This window comes from Streptomyces inhibens (assembly GCF_022221585.1).
In the GTDB taxonomy this organism is placed as follows: Bacteria; Actinomycetota; Actinomycetes; order Streptomycetales; family Streptomycetaceae; genus Streptomyces; species Streptomyces inhibens.
Window position 1 is genome coordinate 9,490,696 of the sequence record NZ_CP084681.1, and the last position, 20,794, is coordinate 9,511,489.

Genomic DNA, 20,794 nt, shown 5'->3' on the forward strand with positions numbered 1-20,794 from the left:
TGGGTGTGAAGTGTCCCGTCCTCAGCACCGCAGCTGGCCGTTATCGATTGCGCAGCGTGGTATTTGGTTTGCGCAGCAGCTCGACCAGGACAGCCCGAGCTATAACATTGCGCAGTACCTGGAGATTGAGGGCCCGATCGATGTGGTGCTGCTCGACGCTGCGGTGCGGCGGGTGGTGGCGGAGACCGACACGCTGAACGTCCGCTTCACTCAGGACGGCCAGGAGATCCGGCAGATATTCGAGCCGGCGGACGATGGGTTGTCCGTCCTGGACATCAGCACGGAACCGGATCCGCGGGCAGCCGCCGAAGCCTGGATGCGGGCCGAAGCGGGCCGGCCGGTGAGCCTTGAGTCCGGTCGGACGTTCACCCTGGCGCTGCTGCGGGCCGGTACGGACCGGTACTTCTTCCATCTGCGCGGCCATCACCTGGTCACCGACGGGTACATGTGTGCGCTGTTCGTGCGCCGGCTGGCCGAGGTCTACACGGCTGCGCTGCACGGGGCGCCGGTACGGGAGGACGACGGCGGCTCACTGGACCTGCTCCTGGACGACGAAGCCGCATACCGCGCCTCGGAGCGATGTGCGCGGGACCGGGATTACTGGCTGGGCCGGCTGGCGGGCCGCCCCGAGCCGCGCAGCCTCGCGGACCGGGCGGTCGGGGTCTCGCGGAGCGTTCAGCGGGAGACCGCACAGCTGCCGTCTTCGACCGTGGACGCCTTGCGGGCGTTGGCGCGCCGGTCACGGGTCGGCCTCCCCGTTCCCCTGATGGCCGCCGCGGCGGTCTACCTCAGCCGGATGACCGGCGCCGAGGAGGTGGCCCTCGGCATCCCTGTGACCGGGAGGACCCGCAGCGGACGAGGCATCCGCGGGCCGATGTCCAACGAACTGCCGCTCCTGCTGGAAGTCCGGCCCGGCATGAGCGGCGAGGAGCTCCTGCGCCATGTGTCCACCGAGGCCCGGCAGTTGCTCAAGCATCAGCGCTACCGGTACGAGGACCTGAGCCGCGACCTGAAGACGGTGGGCAGCGGCCGCCGCCTCATGGGCCCGTCGGTCAACATCATGTCCTTCGCCCATGAGCTGGCATTCGGCGACGCCCGGGCGACGCCCGTCAACCTGTCGACCGGGCCGGTTCACGACCTCTCCATCTGCGTCGACGACGGGTCGGGCGACGGCACGATGCGCGTGCATTTCGACGCCAATCCCGGCATGTACAGCGCCGCGGAGAACGCCGCCCATCAGCAGCGCTTCCTGCAAGTGCTGGACGGTCTCGCCACAGCCGATCCGGGACTGCCGATCGGCAGGCTCGAGGTCCTGCTCCCGGAGGAGCGCGCACAGGTGCTGCCGCCTGCGGGCGAGTTCCGTGCCGATGTCCCGGACCGGACGCTTCCGGAGTTGTTCGAGGCGCAGGTGCGGCGGACGCCGGATGCGGTGGCGGTGGTGGCGGGCGATGTGGAGTTGTCGTACGCGGAGGTGAACGCCCGGGCGAACAGGCTGGCGCGTGTGCTGGTGGGGCGGGGTGCGGGGCCGGAGCGGTTGGTGGCGGTGGCGTTGCCGCGTTCCGCGGACTTGGTGGTGACGTTGCTGGCGGTGGTGAAGGCCGGTGCGGCCTACCTGCCGATCGACCCTGGCTATCCGGTGGGCCGGATCGAGCTGATGCTGCGTGATGCGGATCCGGTGTGTGTGGTGGCCCCGGGTGGGCTCGCGCGTCAGCTTCCCTGCGGCGAGGGCAAGGTGATGGTGCTCGACGACGAGAGCACCGTTGCGGCTCTTGCCGCGCAGCCCGGTGATGACGTGACCGAGGCGGAGCGTTCGGCGCCGTCGGTGTCGTCGCATCCGGCGTATGTGATCTATACGTCGGGTTCGACCGGTGCGCCGAAGGGTGTGGTGGTCCCGCACCGGAACGTGGCGCGGCTGTTTGCCGAGACCGAGCGGTGGTTCGGTTTCGGCGCGGATGACGTGTGGACGCTGTTCCATTCCTTTGCGTTCGACTTCTCCGTCTGGGAGTTGTGGGGGGCGTTGCTGCACGGCGGCCGGCTGGTGGTGGTGCCGCACGAGGTGTCGCGTTCGCCGGCGGAGTTCCTTGACGTGTTGGTGCGTCACGGGGTGACAGTGCTCAATCAGACGCCGTCGGCGTTCCACCAATTGATGCGGGCCGAGGCCGAAGACGCGGAGAGCGCGGCGAAGCTGGCGCTGCGGACGGTCATATTCGGCGGTGAGGCGCTGGAACCAGGGAATGTGGCGGAGTGGTTCCGGCGGCACCCGGTGAATGCGCCACGGCTGGTGAACATGTACGGCATCACCGAGACCACGGTCCATGTCACCTACGCCCCACTCGGCGAGGACGACGTGGAGAGCGGTCCGTCCCGCAGCGTGATCGGCCGGCCGATTCCCGACCTCCGTGTCCATGTGCTGGATGCGGCGCTGCGGCCGGTACCGCCCGGCGTCACCGGAGAGATGTACGTGGCGGGTGCGGGGCTGGCCCGCGGATACCTGAACCGCTTCTCCCTGACCGCGGAACGATTCGTGGCCGATCCATTCGGCGGGCCAGGCTCTCGGATGTACCGCAGCGGTGACCTGGCCCGGTGGACCGCCGACGGCCGACTCGACTACATCGGGCGCGCGGACGGCCAGGTGCAGCTGAGAGGGTTCCGGGTCGAGTTGGGCGAGATCGAGGCGGTACTGGCCGGGCACGAGGACGTGTCCCAGGCCGTGGCCGTCGTACGTGAGGACCGCCCCGGCGACCAGCGGATCGTGGCCTACGTCGTCGGCGTACGGGCAGACGCACCGGACCCGGCCGCGCTGCGGGAGGCCGCCGCCCGGAGCCTGCCCGCGTACATGGTTCCTTCCGCGATCGTGCCGCTCGATGTGCTGCCGCTGACGGTCAACGGCAAGCTCGACCGCGCCGCGCTGCCTGCCCCGGACCCCGTCGCACCGACCCCGGGGCGGGCGCCGCGCTCGACCGTGGCGGAGATCCTGTGCGGTCTGTTCGCCGAGGTCCTCGGTGTGGACCGGGTCGGCGTCGACGACGGATTCTTCGATCTCGGCGGACATTCGCTGCTCGCCACGCGCTTGGTCAGCCGCATGCGGGCGGTACTGGGGGCGGAGCTCTCGGTGCGGGATGTCTTCGAGGCGCCGACGGTGGCCGGACTCCTGGCGCGGATGGGTGACGGAGGTGAGCGGCGGCTCGCCCTGCGTCCGGTCGACCCTCGTCCGGATGTGGTGCCGTTGTCGTTCGCGCAGCGCCGACTGTGGTTCCTGCACCAGTTGGAGGGGCCCAGTCCGACGTACAACATGCCGTTCGCGCTGCGGCTTTCGGGGGATCTGGACGTCGGTGCGCTGCGTGCGGCCCTGAACGACGTGGTCGCCCGGCACGAGACCCTGCGCACGGTGTTCCCGGAGGTCGGCGAGGCCCCGAGCCAGAGGGTGCTCGCACCGGACGAGGCGGTGGTGGAGCTTGCGGCCCACCAGGTGACCGAGGCCGGGCTCAGCGAGGCGCTGGGTGCCGCGGCGGCATACCGGTTCGACCTGACCACCGAACCGCCGCTCCGCGCACACCTGTTCGCGCTCGCCGCGGACCAGCACGCGCTGCTGCTGGTGCTCCACCACATCGCCGGGGACGGCTGGTCGAACGTCCCGTTCGCCCGGGACCTCTCCGCCGCCTACACGGCCCGCTGCTCCGGCCGGGCCCCCAACTGGGCTCCGCTGCCGGTCCAGTACGCCGACTACGCGCTGTGGCAGCACGACCTCCTCGGCAGCGAGGACGACCCGGACAGCCTGATCTCCGCTCAAGTCGCCCACTGGACCCGTACGCTCCACGGGCTGCCCGAGCAGCTGGACCTGCCCACCGACCGGCCCCGTCCGGCCGTCACCGCCCACCGTGGCGGCAGTGTGCTGTTCACGCTGGACGCGGACCTGCACCTGCGGCTCGCCGAACTGGCACGGGAGTTTGGCGCGACCCTCTTCATGGTGCTGCAGGCCGGACTCGCCGCCCTGCTCAGCAGGGTCGGCGGGGGCACCGACATCCCGCTCGGCAGCGCCATCGCCGGCCGTACCGACGAGGCCCTCGACGACCTCGTCGGGTTCTTCGTCAATACGCTCGTGGTGCGCCTGGACACCTCGGGCGACCCGGCCTTCGGCGAACTGCTCACCCGCGTACGGGAAGCGGACCTGGCCGCCTACGCGAACCAGGACGTGCCCTTCGAGCATCTCGTCGAACTGCTCAACCCGGTCAGGTCGGCGGCCCGGCACCCGCTGTTCCAGGTGATGCTGACGCTGCAGAACAACGCCGCCCCCGAGTTCGCCATGCCTGGCCTGCGCGTGATCGCCGACGCCGCCGAGCTGGACGCGGCCAAGTTCGACCTGCTGTTCAGCCTCACCGACCGGTACACCGACGACGGCGGCCCGGACCGGGTCGACGGGGTGCTGGAGTACAGCACGGACCTGTTCGACCGCGCCACTGCCGAGGCCCTGGCGGCCCGGTTCGTGCGGCTGCTGGAGGCCGCGGCGGCCGGGCCGGACCGGCCGATCAGCGCCTTCGACCTCACCGACGCCACCGAGCGCGAGAAGCTGCTGGTGACATGGAACGGCGTCGAGTCCGCGTACCCCCTGACACCGCTTCCGGGGCTGTTCGAGGCGCAGGTGGCGCGGACGCCGGACGCGGTCGCGGTGACCGACGGCGTCACCGATCTGAGCTACGCCGCACTGAACGCGCGGGCCAACCGCCTGGCGCGGCTGCTCATCGGCCGCGGCATCGGCCCGGAGCAGGTTGTGGCGGTCGCCCTGCCGCGCTCCGCCGACCTGGTCGTCGCGTTGCTGGCCGTGCTGAAGGCGGGCGCGGCGTACCTGCCCGTCGAGCCGGCCCACCCGGCCGAGCGGCTCCGCTTCCTGCTCGACGACGCTCGCGCGGTCTGTGGACTCACCTCGAGCGCGGTCGCCGCGGACCTGCCCGCGACAGGCCTGCGCTGGATCGTGCTGGACGACGCCGAGACAGAGCGGGACACCGGGGAACAGCCCGAGCGCGATCCGTCGGACACCGACCGAACGGCGGCGCTGCGGCCCGAGCATCCCGCGTACGTGATCTACACGTCGGGCTCCACGGGCCGCCCCAAGGGTGTGCTCGTCGAGCACCGGGCGCTGGCGGCTTACCTGCACTTCGCCCGGGGCGCGTACCCGGGCACGGCCGGGACGGCGCTGCTGCACTCGCCGGTCTCCTTCGACCTGACCGTCACCGCGCTGTTCGCGTCGCTGACCTCGGGTGGCCGTTTGCTGGTCGGGGACCTGTCCAGCGGGTCGCCGGCCCCGGGCCCGTACACGTTCCTGAAGGCGACGCCGAGCCACCTTGCGCTGCTCGGCGCCATGCCCGGTCATGAGGCGGCGGTCGCGGACCTGGTCCTGGGCGGCGAGCAGCTCACCGGTGAGCTGCTCGGGCCGTGGCGCCGTGCGCACCCACAGGCCATGGTGGTCAACGAATACGGGCCGACCGAGTCCACGGTGGGTTGCCTCACGCATCGTGTGCCGCCCGGCGCCGCGACCGGGGACGGCCCCTTGCCGATCGGGCGGCCCGTCCCGAACACGCGGGCCTATGTGCTCGACGCCTGGATGCGACTGGCGCCGCCCGGCGTGACCGGGGAGCTGTACCTGGCCGGGGCCCAGCTCGCGCGTGGCTACCTGAACCGGCCCGGCCTGACGGCGGAGCGGTTCGTGGCGGACCCGTTCGGCGGGCCGGGGACGAGGATGTACCGGACCGGGGACCTCGCCCGGTGGACCGCGGACGGATTGCTGGTCTTCGTCGGCCGCGTCGACGAGCAGGTCAAGCTCCGGGGGTACCGGATCGAGCCGGCGGAGATCGAGACGACACTGTCCCGGCATGAGGCCGTGTCACAGGCCGCCGTCGTCGCCCGGGAGGACAAGGCGTCCGGCACGCAGTTGGTGGCCTATGTCGTTCCGGCGGCCGACGAGCGGCGCGACGACGAAGCGACACAGGCACAGCTGGGCGAGTGGCAGGACGTGTACGACTCCCTGTACGGCGCCGGGCGCGCCGGTGCGGAGCCCGCCCCCTTCGGCGAGGACTTCACCGGCTGGACCAGCAGTTACCACGGAGAGCCGATCCCCGTCGGGCAGATGCGCCAGTGGCGGGACGCCACCGTCGCGCGGATCCGCGAGCTACGGCCGCGGCGGGTGCTGGAGATCGGCGTGGGCAGCGGCCTGCTGCTCTCGCAGCTCGCGCCGGACTGCGAGGCCTACTGGGGCACCGACATCTCGGCGGACGCGATCGAGGGGCTGCGGGCCCAGGTGGCCGGGCAGGGCCTGGCCGGGCGGGTGGAACTGCGCGTCCAGCCCGCCGCGGACGCCGACGGCTTGCCGGCCGGCTGCTTCGACACTGTGGTGATCAACTCGGTCGCCCAGTACTTCCCGGACGCCGGCTATCTCACCGGCGTGATCGACACGGCGTTGGAGCTGCTGGCGCCCGGCGGGGCGGTGTTCCTCGGCGACGTGCGTGACCTGCGGCTGCTGCGGTGCCTGCACACGGCGGCGCAACTGCGCCGCGCCATGCCGTCCGCCGACGTCGCCGTGGTGCGCCACGCGGTGGAGCAGGCCGTGCTGTTGGAGAAGGAACTGCTGCTCGACCCGGGATTCTTCACCGCGCTCGCGACGCAGCGGGACGACGTCGCTGGCGTCGACCTGCAAGTCAAGCGCGGCGCCTACGTCAACGAGCTGAGCCGCTACCGGTACGACGTCGTGCTGCACAAGCGGCCGGCCACCCGGATGCGGGCCCTGGAGACGGCGCCGGAACTGCGGTGGGGCCACGACGTCTCCGGCCTCGATGCCCTGGAGCGGAACCTGGCCGCGGCCCGGGTGCCCGCGCTGCGGCTGACCGGGGTCCCCGACGCGCGGCTGGCGGACGAGGCCGCCGCCCTGCGGGCCCTGGACGAGGGATGGCCGCCGGCGGACCTGCTGGCCCTTCTCGGCGCCGCGGAGCGGCCCTCGGCGCCGGCCCTCGGGCCCGACACCTTCTGCGAACTGGGCGAACGACTGGGCTACCGGGTAGCGGTGACGCGCTCGGGAAGCGACGCCGAGAGCCTCGACGTGCTCTTCACGGACCCGGCGTCGGCCGCGCTCAGCGGCGTCCACCGACCGGCCGCGACCGCCCCGGGGGCGTCACCGGCGGCGTTCGCGAACGACCCGGGGACCTCCCGGCGGCGCGGTGAACTCGTCGCCGCGCTCACCGTGTCGCTCCGGGAGCAGTTGCCCGCGTACATGGTGCCGACCGCAGTGGTGGTTCTCGGCGAGCTTCCCCTGACCGCTCACGGAAAGCTCGACCGGGCGGCGCTCCCGGCCCCGTACCTCGGGTCCGTCGCCAGCTCGCGTCGGCCGGCCTCGCCACGGGAGCACGCGTTGTGTGACCTGTTCGCGCAGGTCCTCGGCGTGGCGGCCGTCGGTGTCGACGACAACTTCTTCGACCTCGGCGGGCATTCGCTGCTGGCGACCAGGCTGATCAGCCGCATCCGCTCCGTCCTCGGCGCCGAACTGACCGTCCGCGCCGTGTTCGAGGCGCCCACGGTCGCCGGGATCGCCGAGCGGCTGAGCGATGCGGAGGCACGCCAGGAGGAGCTGCGTCCGGCCCTGCGGCCGGTGCTCAGGCCCGATGTGGTGCCGCTGTCCTTCGCGCAGCAGCGGCTGTGGTTCCTGCACCGTCTGGAGGGGCCGAGCGCGACGTACAACATGCCGGTCGCCCTGCGGCTGCGCGGTGAGGTGGACGAGGCGGCGCTGCGGGCCGCGCTGGCGGACGTCGCGGCGCGCCACGAGAGCCTGCGCACCGTGTTCCCGGTGGTGGACGGGGTGCCCCGTCAGCTCGTCCTCGGGGCGGCCGGTGTGCGCCCCGAACTGATCGTCCGGCATATCGACGAGGCCGGGCTGCGCGAGGCCGTGAGAGAGGCGGCGCGCTATCCCTTCGACCTCGCGGTCGATCTGCCGCTGCGGGCCGAACTGTTCGTCCTGGGCCGGCGTGAGCACGTACTGGTGGTACTGATGCACCACATCGCGGGCGATGGGTGGTCGATGGCTCCGCTGTCGCGGGACTTCGCGGCCGCCTATGCCGCGCGATGCCGGGGCGAGGCTCCGTCGTGGGCGCCGCTGCCGGTCCAGTACGTGGACTACACGCTCTGGCAGCGCGCGCTGCTGGGGGACGAGGACGACCCGGACAGTCTGTTCGCCCGGCAGATCGCGTACTGGAGCGAGGCACTGGCGGACCTGCCCGAGCAGCTCGCGCTCCCGGCGGACCGTCCCCGCCCCGCCGTGTCCACGTACCGCGGCGAGACGCTCGGCTTCGACCTGAGCCCGGAGCTGCACCGCAGGCTCGCGGGTCTGGCCCGGGCCGGGGAGGCCAGCCTGTACATGGTGCTGCACGCCGGTCTGGCCGCCCTGCTGACCAGGCTGGGCGCCGGTACCGACCTGCCGATCGGCAGCGGCATCGCAGGGCGCCGCGACGAGGTGCTCGACGACGCGATCGGGCTCTTCGTCAACACGCTGGTGATGCGCACCGACACCTCGGGTGATCCGTCGTTCAGCGAACTGCTCGGGCGCGTGCGGGAGACGGCACTGTCCGCCTACGCCCATCAGGACGTGCCCTTCGAGCATCTGGTGGAGGTGCTGAATCCGGTCCGCTCCGCGAACCGCCATCCGCTGTTCCAGGTGGCATTGGTGCTGCAGAACACTCCGGAGGCGGATCTGACGCTGCCCGGGGTGGACGTGACACTCGAACCGGCCGGTTCCGGGACCTCGCGGTTCGACCTGTTCTTCAGCGTCACAGAGCGCCCCGCGCCGCCGGGAGCGCCCACGGGCTCCTTCGGCGGAGTGCGCGGGACGGTGGAGTACAGCACCGACCTGTTCGACCGGCGGACGGTCGAGGCCGTGGTGGCGCGGTGGATCCGGCTCCTTGAGGCGGTGAGCGGTGACCCGGCACGGCGCATCGGCGAGGCCGACATCCTCACGTCTGCCGAGCGCACCCAGGTGCTGGGCGCCGCCGGTGACCCGATCCCGCCCGCCGTCCTCCCGGCGCTGTTCGAACGCCGGGCGGCGCGTGAACCCGGGGCACCGGCGGTGCTGTCGGAATCCGGCGTGCTGACCTACGAGGAGCTCAACGGCCGGGCGAACCGTCTGGCCCACCTGCTGATCTCGCGGGGCGTCGGACCGGAGCAGACCGTCGCACTGGCGTTTCCCCGCTCCGCGGACCTGGTCGTGGCGATGCTCGCCGTTCTCAAGGCGGGGGCGGCCTACCTCCCGCTCGACCTCGGCTACCCGGCCGAGCGCCTGGCGTTCCTGCTCGGCGACGCCCGGCCGTCGCTGCTGCTGACATCCGGTACCGGCGGCGCCGGGATACCAGGCGCCGACGATCTGCCCACGTTGAACCTGGACGACGACGCCGACGGACACCGGGCCGCGGACCTGGCCGGCCGGCCGGACACCAACCCCGACAACGCCGACCGCTTACGGCCGTTGACGCCCGCGCACCCCGCCTACGTCCTGTACACGTCCGGTTCGACCGGCACCCCCAAGGGCGTGACGGTCACCCACGCCGGAGCGGCCGCCCTGGTGGCGACGCAGACGCAGGCCTTCGACTGCGGGCCGGGCAGCCGAGTCCTGCAGTTCGCCTCGCCGAGCTTCGACGCGGCGTTCTGGGAGCTGTGCATGGCGCTGCTGACCGGCGCGGCGCTGGTGGTGGCGCCGCCCGAGCGGCTGCTTCCGGGACCGGACCTCGCGGCGCTGGTGGCCGAGCGCGGGGTGACGCACCTGACCGTGCCGCCGGTGGCGCTCGGGGTGATGACCCCTGACCAGCTGGCGTCGGTGACCACGCTGGTGGTGGCCGGTGAGGCCTGTTCGCCGGAGACGGTGGCGGCCTGGAGCCGGGGCCGACGGATGGTCAACGCCTACGGGCCGACGGAGTCGACGGTCTGCGCGACGATGAGCCGACCGCTGTCCGGCGGGCGCGGCGAGGGCGGCGAGGGCGGCGTGCCGCCGATCGGCACCCCGATCCTCGGCGCGCGGGCCTATGTGTTGGACGCCGGGCTGCGTCCGGTGCCGCCGGGCATGGTGGGCGAGCTGTACCTGGCCGGCGCGGGCCTGGCCCGCGGCTACCTGGGGCGGCCGGGCCTGACCGCCGAGCGGTTCGTGGCCTGTCCGTTCGGCGATGCCGGATCGCGGATGTACCGCACGGGGGACCTTGCGCGGTGGAACCGCGCGGGCGACCTGGAGTTCGCCGGGAGGGCCGATCAGCAGGTGAAGATCCGGGGCCACCGGATCGAGCTCGGCGAGGTCGAGTCCGCGATGGCCGCCCACCCCCGGGTGGCGCAGGCGGTCGCGGCGGTCCGCCAGGACGGGCCTGGCGGGAGCCGCCTGGTGGGGTACGTCGTGCCTGCGGCAGAGGGCACCGCGCAGGCCACGGACCCTGCGACGTCCACGGACCTCGACGGCACGCCGGACGAGGCGGGCCGGGTACGGGAGTGGCGGCAGCTGTACGACACGCTGTACGGGCGGTCGGCGCCCGCTCCGTTCGGTGCGGACTTCACCGGCTGGAACAGCAGCTACGACGGGCAGCCGATCCCGGAGGGCGAGATGCGGCAGTGGCGGGACGCGACCGTCACGCGGATCCGCGAACTGCGGCCCGGACGCATCCTGGAGATCGGGGTGGGCCGAGGGCTGATCCTGTCCCAACTCGCCGCGGAGTGTGAGCAGTACTGGGGTACCGACCTGTCCGCGGTCGTGGTCGAGGCCTTGGCGGCCCAGGCGGCCGACGAGCCGGAGATCGCCTCCCGGGTCGAGCTGCGGGCGCAGCCGGCCGACGACCTCACCGGGCTGCCGCAGGGCTTCTTCGACACCGTGGTGCTCAACTCGGTGGTCCAGTACTTCCCCCACGCCGACTACCTGACCGAGGTCATCGTCAAGGCGATGGGTCTCCTCGCGCCGGGTGGTGCCCTGTTCCTCGGTGACGTCCGCAACCTGCGGTTGCTGCCGATGCTGCAGGCTGCCACGGGCAGCACCGCACAGGAGCGGGAGTTGCTGGTCGACCCGGACTTCTTCCCGGCCCTGACCGGCGTGGTGTCCGGGATCGGCGCCGTGGATGTCCGCCTCAAGCGCGGGCGGTACCACAACGAGCTGTCCCGCTACCGCTACGACGTTGTCCTGCACCGCGCGCCGCTGGCCTCACAGGTGCGGTCGTTCGATGAAGCACCGGTGCTGCGCTGGCCGGAGATGACCGGAGGGACGGAGGAACTCGCCGCGCTGCTGGTCGAGCGTCGGCCGGACCGGCTGCGGGTCACCGGTATCCCCAACGCCCGGCTGGCGGGCGAGGCCGCCCCGGCGCACGCCGTGACCGTGGACCCGGAGGACCTCTACGAGCTGGGTGAACGGCTCGGCTTCCAGGTGGCCGTCACCTGGTCGGGCGAGAAAGGCGACGACTGCTTCGACGTACTGCTCTCCGACGCCCCGGACAGCGCCGGTGCCGCCGTCACCGGGGTGTACCGGCCGGTGGTCTTCGGGGCGCCGGACCGGTCGACACTGCGGGGCTTCACCAACGACCCGGCGGCGGTGGCACCGACGGTGCCCCTGGGTGCCTCCGTACGTGCCCGGCTGCGGGAGAAGCTGCCGGAGTACCTGGTGCCCTCGGCCGTCGTCGCGATCGACGCCCTGCCGCTGACGCCGAACGGCAAGGTCGACCGCGAGGCGCTGCCCGCGCCGGAAGCCTCCGGCGCCGTGGCGCACCGCCCGCCGACCACCGCACAGGAGCGACTGCTGTGCGACATCTTCGCCGACGTACTCGGCCTGCCGGCCGTCGGCGTCGACGACGGCTTCTTCGACATCGGCGGCGACAGCATCGTCTCCATCCAGGTGGTCAGCAGGGCCAGGGCCGCGGGGATGGCGATCACCCCCCAGGACGTGTTCCAGCACAAGACCGTGGCCGCACTGGCGGCGGCGGCCCGCACGCTCGACGCGGCACCGGCCGAGGCCGAGACGCCGCAGGCGGGCATCGGCGCGATGCCGCTGACCCCGGCCCTGCACGAGCTGCGGGAGCGGGACGCGGATCCGGGCACCCGGTACGAGGCGATGGCCATGGAGGTCCCGGCGGGGCTGGACGCGGGGCGGATCGAGGCGGCCCTGCAAGCGGTCCTGGACCACCACGACGCGCTGCGGATGCGCCTGAACCGGGTCCCCGGCCCCGGCCCGGAGACGGACCGGGACGAGTGGCTGCCGGAGGTGATGCCCCCCGGGGCGAACCGGGCCGCGGACTGCCTCCACCGGGTCGGTGCCGCGGCGAGCGAAGACCTGCTCGCCGCGGAAGAGCGGGCCGCGTCGTCGCGCCTCGCGCCGGAGTCGGGAGCAGTGGTCCAGGCGGTCTGGTTCGACGCCGGGTCCGGCCGGCCCGGGCGCCTGCTGCTGGTGCTGCACCGGCTCGTGGCGGACGCGGAGTCCTGGCGCATCCTGCTGCAGGACGTCGCCCTCGCCTGCGAGGCGGCTGCTGACGGCCGACGGCCCGAACTCCCGGAGGTCGGCACGTCGTTGCGGCGCTGGGCCCAACACCTGCGCGCCCAGGCACAGGACGTCCGACGCGTCGAGGAGCTTCCACGGTGGACCGAGATCCTCGCCGGGGCGAGAACCGGGCCCGGGGAGTCGGGCGGGGACCTGGGCGGCCGGCCGATGGAGGTGCCTGGGGATGCGGTGGCCGCAGCGGGCGTGCTGACGCTCACACTGCCCGCCGAGCGCACCGAGGCGCTGCTCACCAGCGTGCCGGAGGCCTTCCGCGCCGACGTCGAGGACGTGCTGCTGACCGCGTTCGCCCTGGCGGTGGCCGACTGGCGGCGCCGCCGAGTGGCCGCCTGCCCGAGCGGTGCGGACACATCGAAGAATCCGGACGCCCGGGACGCCGGTGGCAACGCCGTGGTGGCCGATGTACGGCGGCCCGGCCGGACGGGCCTCACCGAAGGCGTCGGCCTGTCCCGCACCATGGGCTGCTTCACCGTCACGCATCCGGTCCGCCTGGACCTGGGTGGGCTGGACTGGCACGAGCTGTGGGAGGGCGGTGCCGCCGCCGGAGCGGCCCTGAAACGGGTCAAGGAGCACCTGAGGTCCCTGCCGGACGGTGGACTGGGCTTCGGCCTGCTGCGCCACGTCAACCCCGACACCGCCCCCGCCCTGGCGGGCCTGCCCGCGCCGCAGGTCGCATTCCAGTATCTCGGGCGGTTCCCGCAGCCCTCGACCGGCTCATGGCCGGCCGAGCCGGGTACGCCGCGGAAGCACCAGATCGAGGTGAAGGTTGCCGCCGTGGACCATCCGGGCGGCTCGCGGCTGGCCGCGACCTGGTGCTGGCCGCAGGGGTGGTTCACCGAGGCCGACCTGCGCGACCTGGCCGACACCTGGGCGCGCGCACTGGAGGCACTGGCCGCCCATGCGAGGAGCCCCGCCGCGGGTGGTCTCACCCCGTCCGACGTACCGCTGGTCCGGCTGAGCCAGGACAAGCTCGAGCGGCTCCAGGCCGCGTGGAGGAGAACACGTTGACACAGGCGGAGACACAGGCGGAGCTGGAGGACATCCTGCCGCTGGCACCACTGCAGGAAGGACTGCTCTTCCACGCGCTCTACGACGAGGCGGCGCTCGACGTCTACACGGTGCAGCAGGCCTTCGACCTGGACGGTGCCCTCGACGTCGTCGCACTGCGCGCGGCCGCGCGGGCACTGCTCCGGCGCCATGCGAGCCTGCGCGCCGGGTTCTGGCACGAGGATCTGGATGAGCCGGTGCAGGTCGTCCCGCGCGAGGTGGCGCTGCCCTGGCAGGAGGTCGACCTCGGCGCGGTGGATCCCGATGCGCGGGAAGCCGAGGCGGAGCGGCTGGCGGTGGAGGACAGACTCCGCCGCTTCGACCCCGCCCGCCCGCCGCTGCTGCGGTTCACGCTCGTCCGGTTCGGGCCGGCGCACCACCGGTTCCTCGTCACCGCCCATCACCTGGTGCTGGACGGGTGGTCCGCGCAGCTGATGTTGGCGGAGCTGTTCGAGCTGTACACGCGGGGCGGCCGGGACGAGGGGATGCCGCCGGCGGCCAGGTACCGCGACTACCTGGCCTGGTTGGCCGGTCAGGACCGGGCGGCTGCCGAGGACGTCTGGCGCGACATGCTGAAGGGCGTCGACGAACCGACCCGGGTCGCTCCGGCGGACCCGTCCCGGGCGGCCGAGCCGCCGGGCCAGGTGCTCCGCGACCTGCCCGACGACCTTGCCGCGGCGCTCGACGGCCTGACCCGCCGGGCGGGCCTGACGCTGAACACGGTGTTCCTGGGGGCCTGGGCGATCGTGCTCGGCCAGCTGACCGGCCGGGCCGACGTGGTGTTCGGCACGACGGTGTCCGGGCGCCCGCCCGAGGTGCCCGGGGTCGAGAGGATGATCGGCCTGTTCGCCAACACGCTGCCGGTCCGGGTCCGTCTCGATCCGGCGGAGCCGCTGGCCGGGATGCTGGCGCGCCTACAGGAGGATCAGACGCGCCTGATGGCCTGCCAGCACGTGGGCCTTGCCGACATCCAGCGCACGCTGGACGCCGGTGAACTCTTCGATACGGCAACGGTGTTCGAGAATCTTCCGACGGAAGACGCTGCGGCGGCCACCGTCGCGCACGGCAGCGGGCTGCGGGTGGTGGCGAGCCGGAGCTACGGCGTCACTCATTACCCGCTCAACTTCATGGTGATGCCGGGGAAACCGCTGCGGCTGCGTCTGGACCACCAGGTCGACCTGTTCGACCAGGAGACCGCGGAGGCGATCATGGGCCGGGTGGTCCGGGTCCTCCGGACCGCGGTCGCGGACCCGGGACGGCGGATCGGCGCCCTGGAGATCCTGGCACCGGCCGAACGGGACCAGGTCCTGGTGGAGTGGAACGGCACGGTCGGCGAGCCACCGTCCGTCCTGGTTCCCGAGGCCTTCGAGGCACAGGCCGCGCGGACCCCGGACGCGGTGGCCGTGGTCGCCGACGGGGTGGAGCGGACGTTCGCGGAACTGCGCGCGCGGGCGGACGAGCTCGCCGGGCACCTGGCCGACCACGGCGTCGGGCCCGATGTGTTGGTCGGTCTGTGCGTGCGCCGGTCGACCGAGATGATCGCCGCCGTCCTGGCCGTCTGGAAGGCCGGAGGGGTGTGTGTGCCGCTGGACCCCGGCTATCCGGCGGAGCGCCTGGCGTTCATGCTCGCCGACGCGTCGGTGCCCGTGGTGGTGACCGAGCGGGCACTGGCCGGGCGGCTGGGCGAGTGCCGGGCGCCACTGGTGCTGCTGGACGCGGACGCGCCCCCGGCCACGGACGCGCCCCCGGCCACGGACGCGCCCCCGGCCACGGACGCGCCCCCGGCCACGGACGCGCGGGCGGCCACGGGGCAGGGCGCGCCGACCGAGCAGCCGGTCGTGCGGGGAGACCGGGGAGCGTACGTGGTGTACACGTCCGGGTCGACGGGCGTGCCGAAGGGCGTGCTGGTGACACACCTGGGCCTGGCGAACCTGTTCGCCAGCCACCGCGAGCGCGTCTTCGCCCCCGCGGCGGCCAAGGTGACCGCGGCGGCCGGGCGACGACTGCGCGTGGCACACACGGCGTCGCTGTCGTTCGACGCGAGCATGGGACAGCTTCTCGGCCTCGTGGCCGGGCACGAACTGCACGTGGTGGACGACGACACCCGCCGCGACGCCGCCGCGCTGCTGGAGTACGTACGCGGCCGGGGCATCGACTACCTGGGGATCACGCCGTCGCTGATGCGCGAGTTGGCAGGCCTGGGGATGCTGGACGGCCCCGGGCACCGGCCGGGCGTGATCCTGTTGGGTGCGGAGGCCACGGGCGCGGCGCTGTGGGAGACGCTGCGGGAGTACCCCGGCATCGAGGTGCACAACTACTACGCGCCGAGCGAGTGCACCGTGGACGCCGTCGGCGCCCGGGTACGGGACAGTGCCCGGCCGGTGATCGGCAGGCCGATCCAGAACATGCGGGTCTACGTGCTCGACGCGCGGCTGCGACCGGTGCCGCCCGGAGTGACGGGCGAGGTCTACCTCTCCGGAGTACAGCTCGCCCGGGGGTATCTGAACCGGTCGGGCCTGACCGCGGAGCGCTTCGTCGCCGACCCGTTCGGTGGGCCGGGGAGCAGGATGTACCGGAGCGGCGACCTGGCCCGCTGGACCGCGGCCGGGTTGTTGGAGTTCGCGGGCCGGGCGGACGACCAGGTGAAGCTGCGCGGGTTCCGTATCGAGCTCGGCGAGGTCGAGGCGGTGCTGGCCCGGCACGCCACGGTCGGGCACGCGGTCGCGATGGTGCGTGAGGACAGGCCCGGCGACCAGCGCCTGACCGCCTACGTGGTGCCCGCGCCCGGTGCCCGGGTGCACCCGGGCGAGCTGCGGGAGTTCGCCGCCGGGAAGCTGCCCGGGTTCATGGTGCCCGCCGTGGTCGTCGTGCTCGACGCGCTGCCGCTCACCCCCAGCGGAAAGGTGGCCCGCCGCTCCCTGCCCGCCCCCGGGCCAGGGCTCCACGGGGCCGGCGGCCGGGAGCCGCGGGAGCCCGCCGAGGAGATCCTGTGCGGGCTGTTCGCCGAGGCCCTCGGGATCGAGCAGGCCGGGATCGACGACGACTTCTTCGCCCTGGGCGGGCACTCGCTGCTCGCGACCCGCCTGGTGTCGCGCATCCGTGCGGTGCTCGGTGTCGAGCTCGCCGTACGGGACGTGTTCGAGGCTCCCACGGTGGCCGGTCTGGCGGCCCGGATCGACGTGTCGGGTCGAGGGGCTTCCCGGCGTCCGGTGCTGCGGCCCGCCGACGACCGTCCGGTCGAACTGCCGCTGTCGTTCGCCCAGCGCCGCCTGTGGTTCCTGCACCGGCTCGAGGGCCCGTCGGCCACGTACAACATGCCGTTCGCCCTGCGCCTGACCGGGGACCTCGATGTCGCCGCGCTGCACGCCGCCCTGAACGATGTGGTGGCCCGGCACGAGGCGCTGCGCACGGTCTATCCGGATGCGGCGGGCGTGCCGCACCAGCACATCCTCGACCCCGCCGACGCCGGCGCCGTCGTCGAACTGCCCGTAGTGGCGGTCGACGAGGCCGGGCTCGCCGCTTCGGTCGCGGACGCGGCCGCGCACCGGTTCGCCCTGTCGTCCGAACCGCCCCTGCGCGCGAAGCTGTTCACGCTGGGCCCGGGCGAGCACGTCCTGCTGCTCGTGCTCCACCACATCGCGGGCGACGCCCTGTCCAACCGCCCGCTGGCCCGCGACCTGTCCAGCGCCTACACCGCCCGGCGCGCGGGCCGGGCACCGTCCTGGACACCGCTGCCCGTCCAGTACGCCGACCACACCCTGTGGCAGCGGCGGTTCCTCGGCGAGGCGGACGACCCGGACAGTGTGCTGTCCCGGCAGGTGGAGTACTGGCGGCGGACGCTGGCGGGGCTGCCGACCGAGCTGGAGCTGCGCCGGGACCGGCCACGTCCGGAGGTGGCCAGTCACCGCGGCGCCACGGTGCCGCTGCGTGTGGGCCCGGAACTCCACGCCCGACTCGCCGCGGTGGCCCAGGCGGGGCACGCGAGCCTGTTCATGGTCGTCCAGGCGGCGCTGGCGGCGCTGCTCACCCGGGACGGCGCGGGCACCGACATCCCGATCGGCACACCGACCGCGGGGCGCACCGACGACGCGCTCGACGAAGTCGTCGGATGCTTCGTCAACACCTTGGTGATGCGTACCGACACCGGTGGGAACCCGAGCTTCGCGGAGCTGCTGGACCGGGTGCGCGAGGCGGGCCTGGCCGCGTACTCGCATCAGGACGTGCCGTTCGAGCACCTGGTGGAGGTGCTCAACCCGGCGCGCTCGGCAGCCCGGCACCCGCTCTTCCAGGTGCTGCTGACGCTCCACCACACCAACGACGTGGCGGTGGACCTTCCGGGGCTGCACTGTCGAGCCGAGAGGACGCAGTCGCAGTCGGCCAAGTTCGACCTGCTGTTCAGACTGGAGGAACGCCGCACCCCGGACGGGCTGCCCGGCGGCCTGGAGGGCACCGTCGAGTACAGCACGGACCTGTTCGACCGGGGCACGGTGGCGGACCTGGTGACCCGGTTCGAGCGGCTGCTCGATGCCGCGACCGCCGACCCCGCCGAGCGGATCTGGCGGCTGGGCACCCTCACGCCCGCCGAGCGCGGGCGGGTCCTGGTGGAGTGGAACGACACCGCACGGCCGCCGTCCTCCTCGACGCTGCCGGAGCTGTTCGAGGCGCAGGCGGCCCGGACGCCGGACGCGATCGCCCTGTCCGCCGAGGAAGTCGACCTGACCTATGCCGAGTTGAACGCGTGGGCGAACCGTCTGGCCCATGCTCTGATCGAGCGCGGCGCCGGACCGGAGCAGGTGGTGGCCGTCGCCCTGCCGCGCTCGGTCGAACTCGCCGTGGCCCTGCTGGCCGTGCTGAAGTCCGGCGCGGCCTATCTGCCCGTCGATGCGAACTACCCGGCCGAGCGGATCCGCGCCCTGCTCGACGACGCCGGGCCGGTCTGTGTCCTGGACGACCGGGACCAGGTTCGGCACCCCGGCGACCGGCCCGCTGTGGATCCGGGCGGCGCGGCCCTCGGTACGCCGTTGACGCCCGCGCACCCCGCTTATGTGCTCTACACCTCCGGCTCGACGGGCGCGCCCAAGGGAGTGGTCGTCCCGCACGCCGCCGTCGTGAACCGGCTGCTGGGCATTCAGGCCGAGTTCGGACTCGAACCTTCCGACTCGGTCCTGTACAAGGCGCCGACGTCCTTCGACGCGTCCGTGTGGGAGTTCTTCTGGCCTCTGACCACCGGGGCCCGGGTCGTGGTCGCCGACCCCGAGGGGCACCGGGACCCGACCTACCTGGCTCAGGTGATCCGCGAACACGCGGTGACGACCGTGCACTTCGTGCCGTCGATGCTGCGGACCTTCCTCGACGAACCGGCCGCGGCCGGCTGCACGAGCCTGCGGCGGGTCCTGACCGGAGGGGAGGCGCTCCCGACGGACCTGCGGGACCGTGCCCTGACCGTGCTGGACGTGGACCTGCACCACCTCTACGGCCCGACGGAAGCCACCGTCCACGCGACGTCCGGGACCTGCGAGCGCATCCCGGCCGCGGCACCGGACGGCCGCCCGGTGCCGATCGGCCGCCCCGTCAGGAACATGCGTGCCTACGTGCTGGACGCGGGCCTGGGCCCGATGCCGCCGGGCACCGTGGGAGAGGTCTACCTTGCCGGCGTACAGCTCGCCCGCGGCTACCTGAACCGTCGTCGCCTCACGGCCGAGCGGTTCGTGGCCTGCCCGTTCGGCGCGCCGGGGGAGCGCATGTACCGGACCGGGGACCTCGCCCGCTGGACCGAGGGCGGCGTTCTCCAATTCGCCGGTCGCGCGGACGACCAGGTCAAGCTGCGCGGGTTCCGAATAGAGCCCGGCGAGATCGAGGCGGCTCTGACCCGGCACGCCACGGTCTCGCGGGCCGCGGTCGTCGTCCGCGAGGACCGGCCCGAACAGCGGCGGCTGGTGGCGTATGTGGTCGGGGCGCCGGGTGCCGAGCCGCAACCGGCCGAGCTGCGGGCCCACGCCGCCCAGGTGCTGCCGGAGTTCATGGTCCCGGCCACGGTCGTCGTCCTGGACGCCATTCCGCTGACCAACAGCGGGAAGCTGGATCGGCAGGCCCTGCCGGAGCCGGGCCCGCGCTCGGTGGTGTCCAAGTGGCGGGCGCGCACGCCCGAGGAGGAGATCCTCTGCGGCCTGTTCGCCGAGTGCGTCGGCGTGGTCGCCACCGGCATCGATGTCGACTTCTTCGAACTCGGCGGTGACTCGCTGGCGGCGATCCGGCTGGTGAGCCGGATCCGGGACACGCTGGGCTTCGACCTGTCCGTCCGGGACCTGTTCGCGGCACCCACGGTGAGCCGCCTGATGGAACGCCTCCGACTGGGCGTCTCGGGCGACGCCTTCGACGTCCTCCTGCCGCTACGGGCCTCCGGCGGGCTCCCGCCGCTGTTCTGCATACACCCCTCCGATGGCCTGAGCTGGTGCTACACCGGGCTGCTGCGGCAGCTGGGGCAGGACCGCCCGGTGTACGGGCTGCAGTCGCGCGGTATGGCGCGGCCGGATGTGTACCCGGAGACGATGGACCATCTGGTCACCGACTACGTCGCGCAGATCCGTTCGGTCCAGGCCACCGGCCCCTACCATCTGCTGGGCTGGTCGTTCGGCGGCCTCGCGGCCCACGCCGTCGCGGTCCGCCTCCAGGCCGAAGGCGAAGAGGTGGCTCTGCTCGCCCTGCTCGACTCCTACCCCCGGGACCCCCAGAGGGCGGTTCCGCTTCCGGACGAGCAGGAAGTCCTCTCGGCCCTGCTCGACTTCGCGGGCCACGCCGAGGACGGCGTACCGCTGCGGATCGCCGACGTCATGGAGATTCTGCGGAGCGGCGGCGGGCCCCTGGCGGACGTGGAGGAGCGCCGCGTGGTGGCCATGACCGAGATCGTCGCGAACAACGCACGCCTGTCTGCGGCGCACGTGCCCGGTCGGTTCGACGGGAGCCTCCTGCACTTCACGGCGACCGCCGAACGCTCGCCGGGGCTGCCGACCGCGGCTGCCTGGGAGCCCGCCGTCACCGGTCGCGTGGAGCGGTACGCCGTGGACTGCACCCACCAGGAGATGTGCAAGCCCGTGCCGCTCGCCCAGATCGGGCGCGTGGTGGCCGAAAGGCTGGGCGACGTCGCAGCATCGGGCTACCGCGGTCGGTAGCCGGAAAGCCGGAAAGCCGGAAAGCCGGAGAAACCAG

2 protein-coding genes are annotated in these 20,794 nt (G+C 73.1%); both read left to right on the top strand.

What is annotated here, in order from left to right; all coding sequences use genetic code 11:
- The first annotated feature begins 10 nt into the window (after window positions 1-10).
- Entirely contained in the window at window positions 11-13,549 is a 13,539-nt protein-coding gene (locus tag KI385_RS42770) for a non-ribosomal peptide synthetase (RefSeq protein ID WP_238577371.1), read from the top strand.
- A complete protein-coding gene (locus KI385_RS42775; protein WP_238577372.1) occupies window positions 13,546-20,757 on the top strand; it encodes an amino acid adenylation domain-containing protein in 7,212 nt (2,403 codons plus the stop codon). The genes KI385_RS42770 and KI385_RS42775 overlap by 4 nt, the downstream gene beginning before the upstream one ends.
- Window positions 20,758-20,794: the final 37 nt, after the last annotated feature.